This is a genomic window from Paenibacillus sp. FSL M7-0656 (assembly GCF_038003225.1).
Taxonomy (GTDB): domain Bacteria; phylum Bacillota; class Bacilli; order Paenibacillales; family Paenibacillaceae; genus Paenibacillus; species Paenibacillus amylolyticus.
Map to the genome: position 1 here is coordinate 5,235,286 of NZ_JBBOOT010000001.1, position 22,784 is coordinate 5,258,069.

The window sequence follows — 22,784 nt, forward strand, 5'->3', positions numbered from 1 at the left end:
CTCCCCGGCTGCACTATCCTTTTCATGTAAGGTGCATTTGGCACATCTGGGTATCCAAGTTACCTGAGGAGGGGTTAGTTCATGTATAGAAAAATGATGACGGCATTGCTCGCAATCACGATGGTTGCTGTAACAGCCTGTAGTTCGGGGGCCAAGGAAGAACCGGCGAAGGAAGCCGCTGCACCACTTGCTCTGCAAGACGGGAAGTATGAACCGGCGGTTCAGATGAGTTATTTGCGGGCCTGGAATGATGACACGAAGTTCAAGAATGGGGAAACGGCACAGAACAATGTGCATACCAAATGGGCTAAGGAACGACTTGGCATCGATCTGACCACACCGTGGGCTGTATCGGTTACCAATGATGCATTTTACACGAAATTACGCTTGTCTCTGTCCGCTAACGAAGAACTGCCGGATATCGTCTCCATTCGGGGAGACTACAATCTGGTCCGGGAATTAATTGAGTCCGGCAAATTTGCGAATGCAGGCGAGTTGTTTGACAAGTATGCTTCGGACACATGGAAACAGGCATCCGAATCGGCACCCGAGGAATGGTATCCATACATGTATGAGGGCGAGCGTTACGGTATTCCGATTTTCGATTATGCGTACAACGGCGATTCGGTCATGTTCATTCGGGAAGACTGGCTGAAGAAGCTGGGACTGGAAGAACCAAAAACCATGGATGAGCTGGTTACGGTCATGGATGCTTTTACGAATCAGGACCCGGATGGGAACGGCAAGAAAGATACGTATGGTCTGACCGTGGGCATGAAAAATGCGCTCAATACCTGGATGACGGAATCCGGCTGGATCTTCGGCATGTACAACACGATGCCTGGACAGTGGAATGATGCTGGAGACGGCACACTGCAATATGGCTCCATCCAGCCAGGTGTGAAGGAAGGTCTAGCAACGATGAAAGATTGGTTGTCCAAAGGTTACCTGCCCAAAGAAGCGGGTGTCTATGACGAGATCAAGGCAGCAGAACTGTTCACCGCAGGCAAAGCTGGCATTATCGTGGGACCACACTGGATGCCAAACTGGCCGATTGATGATGTGAAGAAAAATGTGGATGGTGCCACGTACAAGGCCATTGCTTTACCTACGGGGCCAACAGGTGAGAGCCACCAGCATGGTTCTGGTGCAAGTAACGGGGTGGTGCTGATTAACAAAGACATGGCGAACCCGGAGATTTTCTTCACATATCAAAATTATCTATTCGACAACTTTGCCAACCCGGAAGTGGGCAGCGAGTTCGAACATGGCTTCGCACAAGGATATGACTATGACATCGTGGATGGCAAAGTTGTTGGTGAAGCTGAAGTGAAGGACGGCGTATCACCACTCAAATATACGATTACGTATGATGGTGCACGGATTCCGAATCTCATGATGGATACGCTGGCGGAACTTGCGAAGGGCAAGGAACCGGAGACTCCTTTTGAGAAAAATACGAAAATTGCCAACAAACCGGAAGTGTTTGTAGCCGCTGAGGTGGTCGTTGCGAATAAAGATAACGCGATCAAGAGCAAGTTCACCGGGGCACCAACCGAGACGATGAAAATGAAGAAGGACGCAATCGACAAGTTGGAGAAAGATACGTTCAGCAAGATCATCTATGGTCAGGTAGGCATTGAGGAATTTGATGCGTTTGTGACAAAGTGGAAGTCTATGGGCGGGGATGATATTACCGCCGAAGTGAACGAGTGGTATAAGACAGTTAATTAATTTAAAAAGCAGGGGAGAACTGATGAATTCATCAGTCTACCCTGCTTTTTTTGTCTCGAATAACATTTATGGAAAAATAGAACCTATGAAGTGAATACCAATAATCTATATATATTGAACTAAAACATTCACACGAGAACGAAGAGGGCAGAAATAACCTGAAGAAGCGAAGCGGTCGCCTTTATCCATAGATTTTTACCTTTGTAAGAGTGAATGAAAAAAATCTGGGGATAACAGTGATCGGAAGGTTGTTCTGTCATTGGAGTGGTAAGTGTGAATAACCTTTAGTTCAATCTATATCGTACAGATCGATTATGACTGGCAGCGGACAAAAGTTACTTGTTTTCCTAGAATCACATTCTCAACCTTCCATCCGGCATTTAACCAGGATAGTGCCTGTGTATGATTATTAGAATTATTCACCCACCATTGTTCGCGATTATACGCTGTAGGGGGTAACGTAAATCCGAGAATCTCCTCAAGCTCTGCATATGTAAGGGTGATTGAAACTTGATTCAAATAGTTTTCCAAGGGGAAGTATTTGCTGTAGCTCATTTAGTCAGACCTCCTGAAAAGGAATACAATGATTATACAACGTGGGGATGACTATAGCGAGGGCATGCCGAGAGCATACATAGATATGAAAGGAATCTGTAGATCTCTTTGACTAGGGCGTGTCTTAAATCTCACTTAAGGGCATCTTTCACCGCCTTTTCGCCCCCTGCTGCGTCACTTTCTCTTGACGTACCCCGGTACGCCTGCAAAAAAGTTCCTTGCCTGGAACAAAAATTCGGCAAAATTTGCTCCTTTCGGAGTTCTAAGACACGCCCCGCAAACAACCGTGCGTAAGCCTTATTGTTCCGGGTGTACTTGAGAGAGTAAAATAATAGGTAATATACGAACATCAATACGTATTTATAACATAGATGTCCCGGATTGATCCGGGATTCATAGAGGTTCAAGTGTGGTTGATGAACATCATAAGATGCATGGGAAGGCAGGAGATCAGATGAGTACACTTTATGATCAGGCGATGGAAGAGATGATTACGACGATCCATGAATGGTTTGATGAACAGGAAAAGCGGGATGACTTGGAAAGTGTTGTGAAGCGAACCACACTGCAAATGGGTATTTTTAATGATATTGTACTGGATTACAAACCTGGACGGACCATGGTAGACAGCCTGGATCTGGGTTTGGATGATGATGATGTGAAATCAAAGCAGGCAGGAGTCTTTACCGAGGAACAGGTACGGAACGAGATCGGGCCTAAGCTTGTAGAGGTTGTTCAGGGAAGATTGGACAAGCTGGCAGATACTCCGTTGATTGACTACCGCTTCACCTTACGAGGGAAATTCCCAACAACCGAAGGTATGCTGCAACTGACTTTATTGGAATGGATAAACGAAGAGAAAAGAAAGCTGCTCCTTGAGCGTATTCATACCTATGTAGACAAGAATCTGGAGAACAGTACATATCCAACGAAGCCATTGGATTCCTTCTTTTTGACAAGTCATCTGCTCGATCCAAAGCTGTTCCCGGAGTTGGATGTAGCATGGACCACCAGACAGTATGACCGGATTCAAGAGTTGAATCAGGGTCGTCCGGAGGCACTTGCGGAACATCGTGGTGAGATAACTCGTGCGGTGACGGCATGGGCGGAGAATCAGTTTTTGCCACAGTATTATAATGTTCAGTCTTCGCCTTATCGTACCAATGAATATTCACTAAAGCCCGGAGCAACACTGGAGTCGAACGTTGAGACACAGGAAGGCCAACATTTGGACGAGCCTGGGAAGGCGCAAACATCCGAAACTCAACCAATCGATCTGCTATTATATGCGGCGGTCATGATTCTACGTTTTGAGCCCAGTTATAGCAAACCCAGAGGTCTGACTTTCTTGGAACTCGCGAAGCAACTCGGTAGCAAACGTGCGGCACGTATGATGACAGAAGGTAGCGGAACGTATGCGAAGGACGACATTCATGTGAAAACGGAAGAAGTAGAATGCAAAGCAAATGATGTATTTGCTCTGATGACCATTCACATTCGTAAGGAAGGGGCTGGTGCCTATCAACAGGCACTTACCTTTATCACTCATTTATTGAAACAGGGCTTTCCGAAAAGTTATAAGATCAAGCTCAAGTCCAGCGTAAAGCAGTATTTGCCGATCAAAGGGCTCGCGAAGTCGGATACCCACCGATTCTTTGCCAATGCACTGGAGTACCCGGAATTGCATCCACTTCTGGAAGAGTATGCGCGTGAGGCTATCCAGGAGTTTGAGTTCTACGAGGATACCGAGGGAGAGAAAAGCTGTATGCCGGGCAGTTATGCAACCTTTGGACTGGGGCTTGTGGATGAGCAGTATTTCCCGTTGGTTGAATATTACATGGGTGAAGTGGATGATGAGCATCAGTTGATTCAGGATAAGTTCATTGCGGCATTTGTAGAACAACAGGGTGTCACGGCTCAAGCCATACCTGCGTTAGTCGCCAGCTTGCGTCGTTCGACCGATAGTCTGAAGCTGAAGATTCAGCCCGAACTGGAGAATGAGGAAATACTCGAACTGCTGGTTAGACAAATTCAAGAACTTGAGCATTATGAAGCGGAACGTGTACTCTATCCGATCTTTGGCAAAGTGGAGAAGCTCTCAACGCTTGCTCGCAAGGCCGAGGGAAGACGGAAGGAATTATTGATGGAACTTTTGCAGGCCGCAGAGAAATAAAAATGTAAACAACACAAGTAAGATTGTGCTGTGCCAGCCAGTAAAGCATTTTAGAAAAGTGAATGTGCATAAGGAGGGTGGAGAAAGTTATGGAAGCATTGAGACGAGACATCTGGCAGGGGTTGAATGCTCAGGACAAAGAGGCTTGGATGCGTAAGCTTGTTCGTCAGTTACCAGACGGTATGGTATATGAGGGTCTCGAGACATTTGAACGGTTTGGTCAGCGAATAGAGACAGGTGTATTTACGGAGGATGGGCTGAGATTTGTGTTTGTGCCTGGGGATCAAGTAACACTCGGCTGGGATCGTTGGCAGCATGGTATGAACGAAGAGACATCAGCCGACCTGCATGAAACGGTCAGTGAGTATGGTGTGGAGGACGTGGATTCGTTTCTGGCGAGTCAAATGTCGCCTGTAAGAACGGTCAACATTGCGCCGATGCTTGTTGAATGCGAACTGATCTCACTTGGCTGGATTGAAGTGTCCAAGGAGGAAGCATTTGCACAGGAAAATCCTGATTTCCCTTCAGCACTGGAGCAGTTTAAGCAGTCGGAGATCCGTGAATATGAACTGCATCAACAGTTTCGTCTGATTCGCCAAAGTGAGAATGAAGTCCGAATCCTGTGGTTCAACGAAGGAATAGAGTTGGAAGACGTTGTGAGGGAGGAAGCTGCGGCGGGTTTTGGTTTGCTGACTGAAGACGAATGGGAGTATATCTATGGCGGCGGTTGTCGCACGTTATTTTCCTGGGGTGACAGCTTCGACTATACGATGAGATTGAAGCACTTTGGAAGTCTGGAAGGCGTGGATGAAATTGTGGATGGATCGGTAGAGACGGCCTCTGTACGGGTTGAAGAAAAGGATGATCGTCCTTATGATCTGGAAATGCCAAATTTCTTCGGAGTGCAATTTGCCGGAGACCCCTACAAGTATGAGCTTACGCTCGATTCGGCTGGAGATGTGATGCCCAAAGGCGGAGACGGTGGTAGCCTGATATGTGGTGGAACAGGGCCGCTGGTTGGTTTCTTGCCTGCTGCTGCGGTCTATTATCGAGACGTTAATGCCAGTGAACTCGACTGGGAGGATTTGATGGATGCGATGGTCTATCGCAGGGTTGTTCGTTTGGCTGAACTAAAGGTTTGATGGGTTAACCGAAACAGCTATTAAGCGGTAGCATCCATACGTAGAAAGAGATTTAGTGAATTCTAAAGGGCAGTTGACAGATAAATGAATAGATCTGTCGCTGTCCTTTGGAATGTTCCATTAGGGCCAGAAGATGGAAGAAAAAGTAATGAATATTTAGATCAAAAGTTCTATACTTAACGAGTCTCAACCAAATCCATTACACAGAGAAGGAGTTAAGTATGTCCAGAGTATCCAAATGGCTCATCGTCAGTTTAGTTTCAATTTTTATACTCAGCATGTCGCAATTCACAGTCTCAGCGTCCACTTCAATAACTCAAACGGCTCAGAACGCAGAGCGATCCATTTCATCCACAGATCGGGTGCAACATAACATTCGTTTTGCAATCAGAGGCACGGAGGTGACCGTGACTACGCTTCGAACGAGTTTTGATACTGGTGAACTCAAAGAAAATGAGTACCATTTTACCGATCCAGCTATTCTCCCTAGAATACATACCGGTCTGACGACAACTTCCCATCAGTATGATCCTATCGTTAGTGACACACCAGCAGGGTTAAAAGGATACATAACTTATTATGCCACGGATGATAAGCAGCATTATTACGTTTTGTACGAGTATGACTATAGCTCGAACACACTTCGCAAGGTCCATGAGGGTGAAAACCGTATCCACTTGGAACCTCAAATCGGAATATATTATACGATCTATGAGAAAAACGTACCTAAATCCAACTACTATTCCATGGTCACAGGAAAAAAAGTATACACTCGCGGAAAGCTTTTGCTGGAAAGGGATTTTACAGATACCAAATATGTGGTATCACCGATTCCACAAACCCGTAATTTTGGGGTTTATTGCACAGATACTTTAGATTGTCACTATCTTGAATATGGCGGTATAAAGGGGAAGAAGGCCAAAGTAAGCGACTTGTGGATGAAGCCCGACCAGAAGACGGGCTTGTCTACTAAAGCTTTTCAGGTAAGTGCAGATGTTCATCTAAATGTTTCTCAAGGCAACACGAGGGATCGGAAATCAGACTGGACTGTGGTTGTAACCAAAAATGGCAAAAAAACTACACTGATTAAAGAGCGAGTGGGCTATGTGCAATCATTTATCTCACCCGAAAGAAAAACATTGGTTCTGGTCACAGAGAACGGTCTGGATAGTAAAATGGAGTCGTCCAAGGTACAAGTCTATGATTTGAAGACCCTTAAGCGGATTCGTTCCTATGATTCTCCTTATCGCGCTCGTACCGAAAGTATCCAGTGGATTACTGAGGATGAGTATATTATTGAACAGTATTTTTCCAATCCAGGCTCTTACCCGCCATCCTTATATGTTATTTCAGAAAATAAACATCTTAAATTGAATTATGGTACGTACAGTGACTGGAAAAAATATTGGAATTCTTTTCAGTTCTCTAATGTGTTTTTCCCGATGGAACCTGTAGCTATTAAGTCTGATCAGGGTGTATTGGAGTATAAAGGGCAGCCCACCTTCTATATGGAAGGTCAGCATTATGTTCCTTTAGAAGAATTCACTAAAGCATTTCATATTCAATATAATCTCGGGAAGGATCGGCTCACCTTCACTCGTGGTCAGCGTTCTTCCAGTGTGAATCAACCTTCAAAACAATTGTTGACGCTATACAATCAGACTTTTATTCCTTTAGGTCAGTGGAGTAAGGACTTGGGGCTCAAAGTGTCGGAAACAAAAGCAACTGGTTACAACAAACAATTAAGCATGAGCGATGAAGAAAAGGGAACTGATCTAGCCATGGATTCCAAAATTCTTCCTTTTCATGCAAGAGCACGATGGATGGATCGGGTAGGGGAGAGTTACCAATTAGATCCGGTAAATACAAGGCCGATGGAATCAGCTGTGCCAGACCGAATTGATGGTGTGGTGCTTAATTTTGATCGAACATTGACCATTTCCTCCTCTAAAGATTCAATTACAGAGTTGCTGTTCATCAATCCAGACTACACTTCGGTGCTCGGGAAAGTATCTTTAACGGACATACCTGAGAGGAAGTGGGGATTTAGCACAGCCAAGATTCCAGAAAACATGTTACAAGATGGTGCGCTTAACGTGATTGTTCCCGTGAAAGAAGGAAAATCAACGATGGTGTACTCCTTAAAGCTTCCAGAACCATTTGATAAAAATAAATTCTAAAGAAAATAAGCAGTTCCGGTACAGCATCATTTTTGCTGTGCCTTTTTCATTTTTTTGGGTAAATATAATCAGGCCTAATGGCTTAAGATCAGGAGTGGGGGCGCATTGAGCCCAGCCAAGGTTCCTTTTACAATAAAAGAATAGAATCTTTCGCCGACCTCTTTAAATTGACAGCATGGAAAAGGGGAATGACTTTGCCTTCATATACATCGTTTCAGTGTTGCGGCCGGGAGGCCTTGTTGCTGTTCCAACTGATGAATATTCCGGAAGCGGATCAGCTTCTCATGGATCTGAAAGACCCTCCATTACAGGGTGAACAGGCCAAGCATAGCTATGAACAAATTCTCACAGGTCTTGTTGAAGAAGGTATTATTGAATTGGACAATCAACAGATCACCATAGACCCGCAAATATACAACCTGCTTACAGGCTGTAAGCTCAGTAGTGCAATAACCAGACTAGATTTGCGTGCAACAGATGGGAAATCATCGGTGACCTATGGATTTTTGTCAGGCATGCAGATGGTTGAGTGGGTCTGGGAACCTGCACAAGATCAGGCGCTACTCACTTCTTTTGACGAATTCGAAAAAATGTTTCAGGTCATTGGGAATCGGATTGAACTACCTGATCCATTAGCTTCCAATGTGAACCCTCAATCACAGGATACAATTCGTACACCCATGCAGGTAGAAACGTTGCAGCGTCTGTCTGCGTTGGCGGTCGATTCAGCGCTGGAGATGATCGAATCTATTTTGCAAGAGGACCGGCATCTGGATCAGACTTTGATGCAGACATTGGCTAAAGGCTTTGCCACGCTGGAGAAGTGGGGGCAGTATGAAGTGTACACCCGAGGACAGGAAGGACAGCCGCAAACCATTTATTTTATAGGTAGTATCCACGGTAATTGGTTGTTCCTTGAGGGGGAAGAGAATGGTCTATTTACAGCTTTCAAGATAACGGAAGAAGAACTGGTGCAAAGCCTGTTTCTGCTAACGACGCGTTCATTATCCGTACTGTCCGGAGTTTAAGTCCGATATGAGTCATACATATATGTAAACTAAGGGGGAATCCAGTTGACCAAAATTGTCATGAAGTCAGACTATCTGAATTCACTCGCACAGCAGATTGAACAGGTGACGGCACAACTGCAACAGGTGGACAGTGTTCTCCAACATGCCATTCAGGGAGCTGCCTGGCAGTCGGGGAATCGACAGACTATTATTGGTCTGTACCAGACACATCAGCATCGGTTTCAGACGGCTGGACAGAGCATGCAGCAGCTGGCTGCATATGTAAAGACAACCCGTGAGAAGATGGAACAGGAGGATCAGTCAGGGGGGACATTTGGGCTTACGGGTATTAATCCACTCGCTCCTTTTGATGGCCCTGGGAGCACGGTAGGAACATTGACAGGAGCAGCGGCAGTTGCCAGATTGGGTTATCGCGTGAAGAACGGTTATATGATCAAGGCTCAATTGGATCGGAATTCTCCTCGCGTTCTGGTCCGTGAGAGCTATGATTCAGTTAAAGACAATAAGGCTGCGAACGGCAGACCAAGGGATTACAAAATCCATTATGTGCGTGATATCGAAGCCAAAATTGCCAATGGAACGGCTACTCCTCAGATTAAAGAAGTAGCTTCTATGATCAAGCCTGGTTATGCCGTAAAATCGGCCTTGACAGACAAGCTTGGCTGGGCAAGTGTGGGAATAGACGTGTTTACAGATACCCAAGAGAACATCAATCAGAACGCGGGCAGTGACAAAATTGCTGGTGATATCATTGGGAATGTTGTCGTAGGCGGTGCAACAACGGTAGGTGCAACGCTGTTGACTGCGGCCATCTTGCCTGCGGCGGCACCTGTGCTTGCAGTAGGTGCAGTGGGGTTGGGCGTTTCCGTAGGTCTGACTTACCTAGCTGAAGGGGTTACGATGAATATGGATTTGGACGGTGACGGGAAGGATGATTCGGTGAAGGATGTTGTTAAGCATGGTGCGAAGAAAGCCTGGTCCACAGTGGCGGGGTGGTTTAAATAAATGGCGAACAAAAAACGTTCAAAACCCTCGGCCCGTGACGTCGTTGTTTCTACAATGTATGAAGGCACTCTTTACCCAAGGGAAACATTTGAGAACTATCTGGTCATCTATGCGGCAGATGGTATTCGACTGAGTGTAGGTACGCTGGTTCTGTTTTTTCTTAACGTATTTCTGCTCATTCCCGTGTTCAGTGTCCCGTTCCAATCTATGTATGCGTATATTCTCGTGCCACCGCTAGTCTTTATGAATATATGGGCGATTGCCCTTATTGCTGCCCCACGCAGACTCCAACTGAATTATGTATTGTTCCGAGGGGTATTTGGCATCGTTTGTTCTGTGGGATTTATGGTGATTATACAGAAATTTGCCTACGGGACACTTGCTCTGACGACACCTTGGTACGCCATTGGATCATTTGCAGTATATGGTTTTGCCTTGTTTCAATACGTGAAGTTTCGTTTGCGTAAGCTACGGCAGCCCCCTCAGCGGAAAAAAGGGGATAAAAGCCCGGGTATGCCTGTTGCCACATTAACGATGATTACGGGCGGAGCATATCTTCTGGCCAATATTTCACTGGCCTTTGTTACGCAGCAGACTGTGGCTGTTGTGCTGATGTGTGTATACATTATGCTGGCCTTTGTCGTGTTTCACTTCATTATGGACTTGCATCGGTATTACTGGCTTCGCCAGGTTATGAACAAATCAGAGGGGTAATTGCAGGATAGAGACATAATTAAGGAGGGCGATCATTTTGGAAAAAAATATAGCTTCGTTTCTGCCGAATGGGTCTGTTATTCGTTTAAAAGAAGGCACCAAGAAGCTTGTCATCTATGGACGCAAGCAGATGTTAATGACAGAACCACCCCGTCAATTTGATTATATTGGCTGTCTATACCCTGAGGGTTACATTAATCCGGATTATACGTATGTATTCAATCATGAAGATATCGAAGAGATCATTTTCAGAGGGTATGTGGATCAGGAGGAAGAGGCATTTGCGGCGGAACTGGAGCGTAAGTAGCCCGAGTTGTAAAGGTCGGTTCTACATATGAGGAAATGAAAAAAAACGGATCAGTCCTAACGTGACTGATCCGTTTCGCGGAAACGCGTCGCTGTCTGTTGAAGACTGGTGCTGGTTTCCTGTAAACCGCGCAAATAATGACCGATGTTTGTCATGCTGTCATTCATACGCCCGAGAAACTCTCGCTGGCGTTCCCCTTCCCACTGTCCCTCAGACTGATCAATCATCGTTTTGAGTTGGGTAAGAATATCATGTCCGTTCTGGGATGCCTTATTGAACTCACCCGCAAGTTGTTGCAGTTCTTCTGGGGACAGATCAATACGCTGGTTCATGAGGTCCACTCCGTTTCTCTTCTTGCATAAGATAATGTATATTCCATTATAACCCCATCTTTTTCAAAATGAAGCTGGACAAAAGCCTTGTTTTCAGATCAGTGTAGCGTGTCTTACATAGGACAAAACACACATCAAATCAGCCCCAGCTCATAGAGCGGGACCGAAATGATGTGTGTTTCTTTTTTTGTTTATTTCACTTTTTGTACAGATACCGCCATTTGCTCCAGTTGAGTGTGAGTCAATTGGTTATTCGGCGAGCTGATGGTTACATAACGATCATCCAGCTTGAATGTGAGCATATCCGTTTGGTCTGGTGTATACCATTTGGCTGATACGCCATTAGGCAGTTTTACCGTTTTACCATCATAGCTGAACGAGTAATCTTTAGGGGATACCGTTATATTCATACGATTAAAAACAAAGTTTACACCATCACCGCCCGCACCTACGCTTTTGAACGTATCTCCAGCAACCATATGTTGTGGGGCATAGGCTGTTGTGAACCCGTCAAACTTCGCAAATGCTTTGCGAATGTTATCCAATTGTTGTTTGCTATAGTTCACATCTGCAAATGCAGTGATCCCTTGATCATTGTTGCTGTTGGCTTTTTGAACAGAGACAGCGACTTGTTGCAACTGAGCTTGGCTCAGCTTATGATCCGGGGAGCTAAGGGTAACGTAGCGATCATCCAGTTGGAATGTGAGCATGCCCGTTTGATCTGGTGTGTACCATTTGGCAATAACACCATTGGACAGTTTCACGTCTTTGCTCGTATAACCGTCCGAATAATCTCTTGGAGACACATCCACTTTCATATGGTTGAAAACAAAACTGACGCCGTCGCCACCCGCACCTACACTTTTGAACGTGTCACCTGCAATCATCTGCTGAGGGGCATAAGCGGTCTCGAACCCATCGAATTGTGCAAAAGCTTTTTGAATCGCCTCTTTTTGTGCTGCGCTATACGTTACATTTGTCAAAGCTGATGGATTGCTTGTTGCTTGGCCGATAATGACCTGTCCTTTTTTGCCGTCATAGGATACAGGCACATGCAGTGCATCGGCAAGTGCTCGTACGGGCAGATAAGTAGAGTTGTTATAAGTAATTGGAGCAAGTTTGTTGCCATTGCCATCCGTTGGTGAGTAAGCCGCGCCATCGACATTAAAGCTGATTCCATGGTTAAGGTATGCAGAGATTTTCTCCAGTTGCGTTCCGGCAAATACACCCGTTGCTCCTGTTAATGTCATGCCCAGTACCATCATCGTTGCTACGGATTTCTTCATGTTTTTTTTCATCATATATCTCTCCTTCAAGTTGGGGGTTAGTTTTGTTTAATGGGCTCGCTGTCCCTTATGGCTTTATATTAAACCCCGAACATATCCAGAATAATTCTGAATTATCTCCAACTTGTAAACATGTGTATATATACGGAGAATGTAGAACAAAAACTGAAGCTGCTTGGCGTGTTTGAACGTATTCTTTGCCGAATCGAAACATTTTAGTTAAAAAGATAGAGGATTAGTCCGCCAAAACCAAGGACAATCGCACCAACGTATACATAGGAAAGTTTGCTTAGGTTTTGCTTTGTGCGGCGGTCATATTCGGGGTTGCTGGTCTGATTGGCTTTGGAATTTCCGATGATCATGGTAGCAATACCTCCAAACAAGGCGATACCCACAATTAAAACATAAGGCAACCAGGTCATGAAAGGACCTCCTTCGCGAATAATATGATATGTCCTTATTGTACTTCAGGATAACCCTTGATGTAAGCTTTAGTTGAGAAATAAAGGAAAATGAAGTATCTATATTACAGTATGTATGTGGTCTTGGATCGGAAAGATCACTACAATTTTATATTTTTTTAATTCAAAAAAACCTTGATATAACAGGCGTTCGCAGCTTTCTTCACTGAAGGCTGTGAATTTTTTTTTGTCCACAGAGTGATCCAGAATAGAGAACCCTGCGTTACACCCTATGAAGACGACGACGAGGAAAGAAATTATACACACAACATAATCGAGGAGTGAACACGTAATGAAAATGAAAATGAAGAAGTTTATCGCACCTGTACTTAGCTTGACACTGTTGATGCCGGGGATCGCTGGAGCAGCTGCCGCACCACAGACACCAATGACCATGATGAAAGCATCCGTGAACACACCTGCGGCTGACCTGAGAGCAAACCTGGACCACCTGTTGTCCGAGCACTTTGCACTCGCAGTAACGGCAATGGCCAAAGCATATGACGGAGCAAAAGATGCAGATGCAGCCTACAAAGCACTCGACCAGAATGCACTGGATATGCAACCGGCAATCGCTTCCCTATACGGTGACGCAGGTGCCAAAGAATTCGAACGCATCTTCCGCGCTCATAACAAATACACAGATGATCTGGTGAAAGCAACCAAAATGGGCAACCAGGCTGGAATCAAACAAGCACAAGCAAACATCAACGGTTTCGTGGATGAGTTCTCCACATTCCTGAGCACAGCTACCGAAGGCAAGTTGCCAAAAGCAGCAGCCAAACAGGCGCTGAAAGTACATGAAGATCTCGTGCAAAAAGTATTTGATGAGTATGTAGCTGGAGATTACGCTGATGCATACAAGGCTTACCGTGAAGGTTTCAAAGAAATGTTCGACGTAAGTAAAGCACTCTCCACAGCAATTACGACACAAATGCCTGAGAAATTCGAAAATACCAAAGCGGATACAAAAGCAGCTGATCTGAGATCTGCACTCAACCACTTGGCTTCCGAGCACTTTGCACTTTCGGCTCTGCAAATGCAAGAGGAATTTGATGGACGCACAGCAGCTTCCAACGCACTGGTTACAGCTGAAGCTGGAAACACAACTGACTTCAAAGCAGCGATTGCTTCCGTTTACGGTAACGATGGTGCCAATGCATTCGAGAAAATTTGGGTAACGAACCACGTTAACGCACAAAGCGACTATGTAAAAGCTGTTAAAAACAACGATGCTACCGCTCGTGTAGCAGTAGAGAAACGTATTGCTGGATTTACAACAGAGTTCGCTACATTCCTGGATTCGGCAACAGCTGGCAATCTGCCAAAAGCAGCAGGACAACAAGCGCTGACAACGCATGAAAATCAAGTACAAAACGTATTGAATCAATATGCAGCAGGTAACTATGATGCTTCGTACACAACGAATCGTGAAGGCTTCAAAGTGATGTTTGGTGTAGGTCAAGCCTTGGGTAACGCAATTGTGACTCAATTCAACGACAAATTCCAAGAGCCAGCAACACCTGCACCAGCGCCAGAAATGACAACGGTGTGGATGCAACTGAACAGCAAAATGCTGAAAATTAACGATAAAACAACCAACATGGATACCACACCAGTGCTTTGGAAAAACACAACATACATTCCATTGCGTTTCCTGAGTGAAGGTATCGGTGCAACGGTGAAATGGGACAAAAAAGCACAACAAGTAACGGTAATGGCTGGCGATGATACCCTTGAATTCTGGGTGAACAACAACGTTATGGAAGTGAACGGTGTGAAGAAAAACGTGGGTGCAACGGTATTTGTAAATAAAGATGGACGTACGCAAGTGCCTCTGCGCTTCATTGCTGAACTTCTGAACTGGGACGTGAAATGGGCACAAAAAGATGGCTCCATTACGCTGACGAAATCGATGTAATAGTAGAGTGAAACAAGATTAAAACAAAAAGAGCTGCCCCATACGGCAGCTTTTTTGTATTCACCCAAAAGTTCAAATATTTGGTATAATCATCGAGTAATGACCTACATAACAGCTTGAATAGCCGATGGAGTCTAGAATGATGTATGATAATTTGGTATAAGCAAAATGAAGAGGGGGACAGAGGAATGAGTACATCATCAAAATCGGAGCGTCCAGCGAGAAATGTGGATACCCGGTTATTTGTCGCTTGGGCCGTTTCCGTTATCGCAACAGGGGGGAGTCTCTATTTCAGTGAGATCAAGGGCTTTCTTCCATGTGATCTGTGCTGGTACCAGCGCATATTCATGTATCCACTAACGATTTTGCTGGGCATTGCCTACTTTAAGGATGACGTGGGCATCACCAAATACGTACTCCCGCTTAGTTTCGTCGGTGGCGGCATTTCGTTATATCATGTAACGATCCAGCGTATTTTTTCGGCTACAGGTAATGCCGTCGCGTGCGGTAAGGTTCCATGTTATACCGACTATTTGAACTGGTTTGGTTTCATCACGATTCCATTACTGGCACTGATCGCCTTTATTATCATCATCGTGATGTTGTGGGGTATCGGCAAAACACCAAAATCTTCTTAATAAGAAAGGATAGATGGTGATGAGCGGACAAGCTCGTTGGTTCATGCCCTTCCTGGTGTTAATCCTTTTGGTCGCTGGCTGCTCCTATGAGGAGCAATCTGCTTCTGGGGAGATGCCGGAGATGATCCGGGTGAAACTCATGATGCCGGATAAGGCAAAAGTGAATGAAGAGGTCGCTTTGCAGATCAAGCTGACACAGGGAGAACAGCCTGTAAATGATGCGGATCATGTGCAGTTTCAGGTATGGAATGAGCAGGATGAACCCGAAGCCCCTTCATTCGATCAAGGAATGATGAGTGCCGAAGAACTTGAATCTCGAGGAGCGACGAAGGCTGTATCTATAGGCGATGGTGTATATGAAGTAAAACATGCGTTTCAGGAACCCGGAGTGTATGTCGTTCAGGCGCATGTAACCTCAGGAGCGATGCATACCATGCCTCGAACAAAGGTAACCGTGGAGTAATCGTTGTAGTTCACCCGATGAATATACCGTGCAAGCTCTTCCAAGTGGTACGGTATATTTACCGGGTGTTTCAGTGTGTCTACGATTTTTCGCATATATTCAGCCTTGACCTTGAAGTATACTTCAAGGTTTATTCTTTTTTTATCAAGAAACATTGGAGGCTGAATAATGAGAATTTTAGAATGGATTTTGGTAATCGTGACAGTTATTAGCGCAGTGGTTATTTGGGTGGCTCCCAAACATCGGGTAGTGGGGGGCGGTACGTTGTCGGCACTGGCACTGGCTATCCTTTTGCATGGGGGAATGGATCATTTTCGTTTGCAGTTGATGCCTACCTATATCGTGGCCTTTGTTTTACTGATTGTATTGTCCGTTCAATTATGGAAGTCACGGCGCAATATTCAGAATACACAGAAACAGAAACGTCGATCGTGGTTCAAAACCATTTTGGCATCCATTCTGGTGCTGGCTCTTAGTGCAGGTACAATGGTGTTGACGTCGTTATTCCCTGCATTCACGATGCCCGAATCGACGGGTTCATTTGCCATAGGAACCTTTTCGCAGCAGTTAACGGATGATTCCCGGGAAGAAACGAAATCGGTTGAACCGGGCGACAAGCGGGAACTCATGATCAATGTCTGGTATCCTGTAGATCAGGAAACAGCCAAAGGATTGCCGCTAGAGCATTATCCTGCCGAATTGGGAGAGGCGATCAGCCTGGTATTTGGTATTCCACCAGTGGTATTCAGTTACCTTGACACGATTCCGACGCATGTTGTTAAAGGTGCCGAGGTATCTGCCGCACAGAGCAAGTATCCTGTTTTACTGTTTTCACCAGGGATACGTTCTACTCGCTTTCAAAGTATGACCGCGATTGAGGAACTTGTGAGCAACGGCTACATTGTGGTTGGTATCGACCATCCGTATACATCTGCACAAGTTACATTCTCGGATGGCGATGTCGCTTCTTATCAGCCGGACCCTGACTTCCCAACCTCCAAAGAACTATATCAATATAATATAAAAGGTATAGGTATTCGTGCAGAGGATGCAAGCTTTGTACTGGACACTCTCACACAGTGGAATTCATATGATCCGAATCAATTGCTCGAAGGCAAGCTTGATCTGGATTCTGTCGGTATCTTTGGTCACTCCTACGGCGGTGCAACCACGGCGGAAGCGCTGGCTCAGGATGACCGTTTCAAAGCAGGACTTAGTTTGGAAGGCGGTTTCTGGGGTAAAGTATCCACAACAGCCTTGAAACAGCCGTTTATGTATATCATGTCGGGTGGGACAGCCAAAAGTCTGGACCCGGACGCCACTGCCAAGGATAAAGTATTTTATCCCGAGTTTGAGCCTGATTTGGATCGGGTGATGTCAAACAGTCTTAATGATACCTATTATCTGACAGTGGAGAATTTATTTCATCAAAGCTTTACGGATATTTCGTTAATTTCACCAAAAATGTTTGCCAGAGGTATGACGCCAGAACATAATGTGGATATTACCAGATCCTATACGCTGGCCTTCTTTGATCATTATTTGAAGGGGGAGGAGCAGCCGTTGTTGCAAGGCCCTTCATCTAAATTCCCTGAGGCCACTTATGATACCAAGTATACCAAGCTACGTCACCAAAAAGCGGAATAACCCAGCAGAAGGATGGAGGGTATCTATGGAAACCATGACAAGAGGAGAGCTGGCTAAGCGTACCGGTGTAAGTATGGCAACCCTCCGTTATTATGAGGACAGCGGGATTCTGCCCGCTCCCGGTCGTTCCTCCAACGGATACCGGGTGTATACTGAGGATTATTTGGTGAAGATTAAATTTATTAAGGATGCCCAGTCGCTGGGTTACTCTCTAAAGGAAATACAGGATACGTTACAGTTACTCAGTCAGGAAGACATGGAAAAGGAAACGTTAAAAACCCTTGTACGCGAACGCATCACTGACATTCAGAAGCATATTGACCATCTGGAACAGCTGCAGATTAATCTGGCACGACTGTTGCATACACCGGAGGACGATATCGACAATTATATTCAATCGTTCAGGGTGCAAAAGAAAGAGCCGTAATCGCGGCTCTTTTCCTGTTTAGCAGAAAACAGGAGTTGACTAACGAGCAGGGAATCGGAGATTTAGAAAGAATACATAGTGTAGTTTGCCAATACATAATGGTGTTTAACGTGATTTCAAAATTTCAATAATGAAACTCACACCACAAAAGGAGTAACATTTTCTATGAGGGATTTGCAAGGTTTTGTATCCGATTACATCAAAGGAAAGAAACATCTGCATCTTGAGATTGGCGTTATTACAAAGGGAGATATCGAATATCATTCATTGGGCAATCCCAAAAAGAAGAGCGTGGCTTCTCCTGAACACAGGTTGTTCGAAATCGGCTCTGTAACCAAAGTTTTTACATCGATCCTTCTGTTAGAATTGGAACGTGAACAGCAGCTTTCTACGGATGACACGGTTGGCAAGTACATATACAACGCTAAAAACGATTATTTGAATAAGGTTACCTTAAAAAGTCTTGCTACGCATACCTCTGGATTGCCTAGACTTGCCACAAATCTGAACCCCACGAAAAACCGATTGAATCCGTATTCAGATTATACGGAGGATGATTTACTTGCTTTTTTATCAGATGCTGACTATACGGATCAGATGGGTTCATTTGAGTACTCCAATACCGGCGTGGGCTTACTAGGTTATATCCTATGTAAAGTATCAGGAAGTACATATGATGATTTGCTGAAAAAATATATCACAGGTCCATTAAACATGACGGAGACAGCAGCTATGCTGAATGCAGAACAGAATGGCAGATTTGTGGACGGACATACGTCAACGGGGAAAAAGATGCCTCACTGGGATCTTAGTGTACATGCAGGGGCTGGGGCGATCAAGTCATCTGTTCACGATATGAGTTTATTTGTTCAGGCCAACCTTAATGATGATCATCCGATAGCCTCTGCAATACAAAAAAGTCATGTTCCTATAATGATTGGAGATTCGGACTTATATTTAGGATGGCATAAGGATAAGCTCTTAGATCAGAATATTCTCTGGCATAATGGGGGGACATTTGGTTTTAGCAGTTATTTAGCCTTAAACAAGGAACAGGGTATAGGCATCGTATTATTGTCCAATTATTGTTTTGGATCAGCCTCAATTGTGGATGAGTATCTGGATGCGATATTCAAGTTTATAACTAAAAAAGACCTTTATCCACTTATGCCGCTGGACCCTGTGGGTAATAAAATACTGGAAGCCATGATGCAGAGATAAAAAAACACCTCCAATAGAGATCACCTGAGGATGTACTTCGGCGCTCTCTGTTGGAGGTTTTTTTCGTTCTATCTTAATAGTCTTGATCATGACATACCCGCTTCACGCAGAAAATGGTGCACAATCTTCGTCTGATACTTGATACGGGTCGAGCGTTTCAGACTCCAACAGGTCTCCACTGTGACGGAACGGGCTTGTAATAGTCTTGAAGCCGCTGTACGGGCAGATCCCGGCAATTCATGTTGCTTGAGGTTAAAATGACGATCACGAATGGCAATCGACCGATTCATCCGTTCGATAACTCTTCTGCAAGCTGGAATCGTCTGACTGCCGGGATTAGTGATCAACGTCTGTCCAAGCACTCGTGAACTCAGTTGAGACAGGCCGTTGGCTTCATGCAGATCGAGCCACCAGTCGGCCCGATGTTCACGCGCCAGCTGAAAAACTGCCGCAGCGAGCGGATGCTTGGCCTTGCCTGACATACGGCGTGGAAACGTACGATTCAGATCTGGCTTGCCTCTGATTTTCTTAGCGTAGGCTTGTTGGTTCACGCGTGGCACGATAATTAGCAGCCCTCGCTGAATGGCGTGACGACCTGTCGCAATATCATCTGCGAGTTTTTGCGCAGCGGCCATACTCGCCGTTTCATTCCCGTGAACCCCGGATGTAATGAACATCACGGGTCCCGGCATCATGCCACGTACAATGAAGTAGGGAGTAGCGTGTACGGTGGATGCTAGAAGGACATGTTTGGTCACAAGCATGACGCTTCACCTCCGTTATTACAGTACGCCATGTCCCTCTTTCATGTAACGGCGTAAGAACAGGTCTTCATCCTATTTCCTCACAAGATGGGCCGACTAATACACCCGATGAATGATATCTTCAAAATCGGGTTCTTTCATCTCTACATCTTCAATCTCACCCCAGTGCTCCAACTGTTTCAGAATGTCCATTGTGCTCCATTCCTTCCGGTTCACTTCGACGGTGACAATTTGCCCTTCCACTCCTGTAATATGTATCGCGGACGATATAACATCCGGGATGTGAAACGCTCCTCGGAACGTTACCCGAATCAGCGTAGGTAGTCCGATGGTTTCGCGAAGTGACGAGATCGTACCGTCATATGTCAGTTGACCATGGTTAATCACCATGACCCGGCTGCATAACTGCTCAATGTCGTCCATGTCATGTGTGGTCAGCAAAATCGTTTTGCCAAACGTTTCATTTAATGTTCGTAGAAATTGACGAATGTTCCGCTTTGCGTTCACATCCAGTCCAATCGTTGGTTCATCGAGAAAAAGCAGTTCGGGATCATGCAGCATGGAAGCTGCGAGATCGGCACGCATGCGTTGCCCAAGCGAGAGCTTGCGGACAGGCGTGGCCCAGAACGATTCAAGGTCCAGCAGCTCGGCGAACTGGGACAGCCGTCTCTTTTTGTCCTCGGCACTGACACCGTACATCTCGGCTAGAATATCATATGAATCTTTCACGGGCAGATCCCACCAGAGCTGACTGCGCTGTCCAAACACAACGCCCAGTCGACCAACGGTCCTGCGCCTGTCCTGATGCGGGTTCATACCGTCAAGCCTTACCTCACCCGAGGTTGGGTGCAGAATACCTGTCAGCATTTTGATCGTGGTAGACTTGCCAGCCCCGTTCGGACCGATGTAACCCACAAACTCCCCTGGGCCGATATCAAAACTGATATCGCGTACCGCTTCCTTGGACACATACTCACGTGAAAATAACGTACGTAGACCTGAGAAACGTCCTTCGCGAATAACAGGAGTTTTGAATTCCTTTTGCAGATGCCGTGCTGTGATCATGTTCATGATTCGTTACGCCTCCTTAGCTACCTGTACTTTGATATTTGGTCATGCCGAATTGCCAGAAACGCAGACTTGCAGCCAAACTCAGTACGGCAACCGCCGCCACAGCAACAAGAATCCACGCTCCTCCTTCACCCCGTAGCAGGTACAGTGACGGAATGTAGTTGACGAATCCCACCGGAATCACCGTTAGCAGAATGCCAGACATCCATTTGGGATATAACGTTAGCGGATATTGGGCAGCTGTTCGTGCTGCATCCTCAGTGATCGTCTGTAATTCCTCGATACGTGTGGTCCAGAATCCGAGTGTGGCGGTAGCAAGTCCTATGGAAAAGAGAATGACTGCACCGGTCAGGATAATGAACAGGGAGAAGGGAATGGCTATCCAGCCAATCTGTCCGATATGCATCATGCCTGCCAATGACCAGCAGAGAATGAACCCGCCTTGCAGGACTTCTCCAGCCATGATGCGGAAGTTTTGCGGCAGCAGTGCCAGCAATACGGGCATGGGACGTGTTAACAGTTGATCAAGCTCACCATTAACCAGATATTTTTCCAGATGGTGAACCTCATTACCGAATGTCCGATACAGTGTTTTGGATAACGTCATGATGGCAAAGAGATAACCGATCTCATGGAGGGACCAGCCTTTAATTGCTCCGAATTTGTGCAGCACGAGAGCAACCATCAGAAACTCGGAGATCTGAATTAAAGCGGCCAGTACGGACGCCATGATGAAATTGAACTTGTATTGCATCCGACTGCGGATGCTTGTTCGAATGAGCATTTTATATAAATTGAACCAGGAAGTTCGCTTCATCCGCCTTGTACCTCCACTTTACGACGTAACACTTGGGTAATCGCAAGACAGATCAACGTCATAAAGACACACCAAAGCAAGGTTCCCCATAACAAGGAGCCATCTTCGAAACCAAGATAGATTCGGGTAGGTACATAGAGCAGGAAAGGGTAGGGTGATATCCAGGCAAGTTGTTCAAGCCAGTTCGGTAGCCATTCCAGCGGAATGAAAAAACCAGCCAGCAGATTCATCATCGCGTGATTGCCCCAGTGAAGCCAAGAGGACTCCGTGGTCCACATCGACGTGGCACCAATGATGTAGTTCATACAGATGGATAAGTATGCGGCGCCGGCAAGACCAAGTGCGGCATAGAATAGTGTTGAAACGTCTGAGGGCCAATGCAGGGAAAAGACAATGGAGAAGAGCAGGTAGATCGGAATACTTTTGTACACGAACTGGTAGGCAATCTGCCCCCATTCGCGTGCCATCAGGTGGGTGAACAGATGAACAGGCCTCATCAGATCCAGTGCGATCTGCCCTGTCCTGACGGATAAGGGAATACCCAATCCGTTCGTGAGAAAACCCGAGATCCAGAGAGAGGATTGCGTGAACGCAATGTAACTGATCATCCCCTGTGTCCCATATTCTCCGAGAGTATGGTCGGCCCCGATGCCGATCCAGAGGCAGGCATACATGTAACCAAACATGGCGCTTGCCAAGTTATGTACCATGTGTGCCCCGCGGTATTGCAGATTCCGGGAGTAGGCTTTGGAAGCCAGAGTGAAATAAAGCATGTGACACCTCCGATAAGTGGATTGAACGGCGTTTCCGTTCACTTCAGTCAAGGCGAAAAAGAGAGAAGGACAACAGCATACCAATTTATTCCTTCACAGGCAAGACATTTTTTTAGCTAATA

Annotated in this window: 22 protein-coding genes; 14 read left to right on the forward strand and 8 right to left on the reverse strand. The window is 45.7% G+C overall.

Translation table 11 applies throughout. The annotated features are described in order from the left end of the window. The first annotated feature begins 81 nt into the window (after nucleotides 1-81). Nucleotides 82-1,734: an extracellular solute-binding protein gene (locus tag MHI01_RS22970; RefSeq protein WP_340984204.1), complete on the forward strand. Its 1,653-nt coding sequence runs from the start codon at nucleotides 82-84 to the stop codon at nucleotides 1,732-1,734. 312 nt (nucleotides 1,735-2,046) lie between these two features. On the opposite strand, the gene MHI01_RS22975 is transcribed toward MHI01_RS22970, so the two are convergent. Continuing rightward, nucleotides 2,047-2,289, reverse strand: a complete 243-nt coding sequence (locus MHI01_RS22975) for a DUF7662 domain-containing protein (protein ID WP_340984206.1) — start codon at nucleotides 2,287-2,289, stop codon at nucleotides 2,047-2,049. 454 nt (nucleotides 2,290-2,743) lie between these two features. Here MHI01_RS22975 and MHI01_RS22980 point away from each other — a divergent pair, with 454 nt between their 5' ends. The 7 genes from MHI01_RS22980 to MHI01_RS23010 all read left to right on the forward strand — a co-directional run bounded on the left by MHI01_RS22980 (nucleotide 2,744) and on the right by MHI01_RS23010 (nucleotide 10,841). Then, nucleotides 2,744-4,462, forward strand: a complete 1,719-nt coding sequence (locus tag MHI01_RS22980) for a DUF6138 family protein (RefSeq protein ID WP_340984207.1) — start codon at nucleotides 2,744-2,746, stop codon at nucleotides 4,460-4,462. Nucleotides 4,463-4,551: 89 nt separating this feature from the next. Further along, on the forward strand, nucleotides 4,552-5,604 hold the full coding sequence (locus tag MHI01_RS22985; protein WP_340984208.1) for a hypothetical protein: 1,053 nt from the start codon (nucleotides 4,552-4,554) through the stop codon (nucleotides 5,602-5,604). 221 nt (nucleotides 5,605-5,825) lie between these two features. Next, complete coding sequence (locus MHI01_RS22990) at nucleotides 5,826-7,784, forward strand: hypothetical protein (RefSeq protein WP_340984210.1); 1,959 nt, start codon at nucleotides 5,826-5,828, stop codon at nucleotides 7,782-7,784. Nucleotides 7,785-8,023: 239 nt separating this feature from the next. Then, nucleotides 8,024-8,812 (forward strand): hypothetical protein, encoded by a 789-nt coding sequence (locus tag MHI01_RS22995; RefSeq protein ID WP_340984211.1) that lies wholly within the window; start codon nucleotides 8,024-8,026, stop codon nucleotides 8,810-8,812. Between the two features lie 45 nt (nucleotides 8,813-8,857). Beyond that, nucleotides 8,858-9,820: a hypothetical protein gene (locus MHI01_RS23000; protein WP_340984212.1), complete on the forward strand. Its 963-nt coding sequence runs from the start codon at nucleotides 8,858-8,860 to the stop codon at nucleotides 9,818-9,820. A 54-nt stretch (nucleotides 9,821-9,874) separates the two neighbouring features. Beyond that, a complete protein-coding gene (locus MHI01_RS23005; RefSeq protein WP_282322270.1) occupies nucleotides 9,875-10,534 on the forward strand; it encodes a hypothetical protein in 660 nt (219 codons plus the stop codon). 37 nt (nucleotides 10,535-10,571) lie between these two features. Then, the gene (locus MHI01_RS23010) at nucleotides 10,572-10,841 is read left to right on the forward strand and encodes a DUF4176 domain-containing protein (protein WP_340984213.1); all 270 of its coding nucleotides are present in this window, start codon (nucleotides 10,572-10,574) and stop codon (nucleotides 10,839-10,841) included. A gap of 56 nt (nucleotides 10,842-10,897) precedes the next feature. On the opposite strand, the gene MHI01_RS23015 is transcribed toward MHI01_RS23010, so the two are convergent. The 3 genes from MHI01_RS23015 to MHI01_RS23025 form a co-directional block, all read right to left on the reverse strand. Next, nucleotides 10,898-11,173, reverse strand: coding sequence for a WXG100 family type VII secretion target (locus MHI01_RS23015; protein ID WP_076212874.1), 276 nt, complete (start codon nucleotides 11,171-11,173; stop codon nucleotides 10,898-10,900). A gap of 191 nt (nucleotides 11,174-11,364) precedes the next feature. Beyond that, a complete protein-coding gene (locus MHI01_RS23020) occupies nucleotides 11,365-12,471 on the reverse strand; it encodes a stalk domain-containing protein (protein WP_340984214.1) in 1,107 nt (368 codons plus the stop codon). Nucleotides 12,472-12,674: 203 nt separating this feature from the next. Beyond that, entirely contained in the window at nucleotides 12,675-12,881 is a 207-nt protein-coding gene (locus MHI01_RS23025; protein WP_017692174.1) for a hypothetical protein, read from the reverse strand. Between the two features lie 337 nt (nucleotides 12,882-13,218). On the opposite strand from MHI01_RS23025, the gene MHI01_RS23030 reads away from it, so the two are divergent. The 6 genes from MHI01_RS23030 (at nucleotide 13,219) to MHI01_RS23055 (ending at nucleotide 19,237) form a co-directional block, all read left to right on the forward strand. Continuing rightward, nucleotides 13,219-14,841: a copper amine oxidase N-terminal domain-containing protein gene (locus MHI01_RS23030; RefSeq protein WP_047841683.1), complete on the forward strand. Its 1,623-nt coding sequence runs from the start codon at nucleotides 13,219-13,221 to the stop codon at nucleotides 14,839-14,841. A gap of 188 nt (nucleotides 14,842-15,029) precedes the next feature. Further along, nucleotides 15,030-15,479 carry a disulfide oxidoreductase gene (locus tag MHI01_RS23035; RefSeq protein WP_047841622.1) on the forward strand — a complete coding sequence of 150 codons (450 nt, stop codon included), beginning with the start codon at nucleotides 15,030-15,032 and terminating at the stop codon, nucleotides 15,477-15,479. Between the two features lie 19 nt (nucleotides 15,480-15,498). Beyond that, entirely contained in the window at nucleotides 15,499-15,942 is a 444-nt protein-coding gene (locus MHI01_RS23040) for a FixH family protein (RefSeq protein WP_282320186.1), read from the forward strand. Nucleotides 15,943-16,110: 168 nt separating this feature from the next. Then, nucleotides 16,111-17,589: an alpha/beta hydrolase family protein gene (locus MHI01_RS23045; RefSeq protein WP_282320188.1), complete on the forward strand. Its 1,479-nt coding sequence runs from the start codon at nucleotides 16,111-16,113 to the stop codon at nucleotides 17,587-17,589. A 25-nt stretch (nucleotides 17,590-17,614) separates the two neighbouring features. Next, the gene (locus MHI01_RS23050) at nucleotides 17,615-18,016 is read left to right on the forward strand and encodes a MerR family transcriptional regulator (protein ID WP_036606833.1); all 402 of its coding nucleotides are present in this window, start codon (nucleotides 17,615-17,617) and stop codon (nucleotides 18,014-18,016) included. 165 nt (nucleotides 18,017-18,181) lie between these two features. Then, nucleotides 18,182-19,237: a serine hydrolase domain-containing protein gene (locus MHI01_RS23055; protein WP_340984215.1), complete on the forward strand. Its 1,056-nt coding sequence runs from the start codon at nucleotides 18,182-18,184 to the stop codon at nucleotides 19,235-19,237. A gap of 86 nt (nucleotides 19,238-19,323) precedes the next feature. On the opposite strand, the gene MHI01_RS23060 is transcribed toward MHI01_RS23055, so the two are convergent. The 4 genes from MHI01_RS23060 to MHI01_RS23075 form a co-directional block, all read right to left on the reverse strand. Continuing rightward, the gene (locus MHI01_RS23060; protein WP_282320190.1) at nucleotides 19,324-20,001 is read right to left on the reverse strand and encodes a succinylglutamate desuccinylase/aspartoacylase family protein; all 678 of its coding nucleotides are present in this window, start codon (nucleotides 19,999-20,001) and stop codon (nucleotides 19,324-19,326) included. Nucleotides 20,002-20,097: 96 nt separating this feature from the next. Further along, nucleotides 20,098-21,066 carry an ABC transporter ATP-binding protein gene (locus MHI01_RS23065; protein ID WP_340984895.1) on the reverse strand — a complete coding sequence of 323 codons (969 nt, stop codon included), beginning with the start codon at nucleotides 21,064-21,066 and terminating at the stop codon, nucleotides 20,098-20,100. 22 nt (nucleotides 21,067-21,088) lie between these two features. Continuing rightward, complete coding sequence (locus tag MHI01_RS23070; protein ID WP_340984216.1) at nucleotides 21,089-21,889, reverse strand: ABC transporter permease; 801 nt, start codon at nucleotides 21,887-21,889, stop codon at nucleotides 21,089-21,091. Next, entirely contained in the window at nucleotides 21,886-22,662 is a 777-nt protein-coding gene (locus MHI01_RS23075) for an ABC transporter permease (RefSeq protein WP_036606839.1), read from the reverse strand. The genes MHI01_RS23070 and MHI01_RS23075 overlap by 4 nt, the downstream gene beginning before the upstream one ends. Nucleotides 22,663-22,784: the final 122 nt, after the last annotated feature.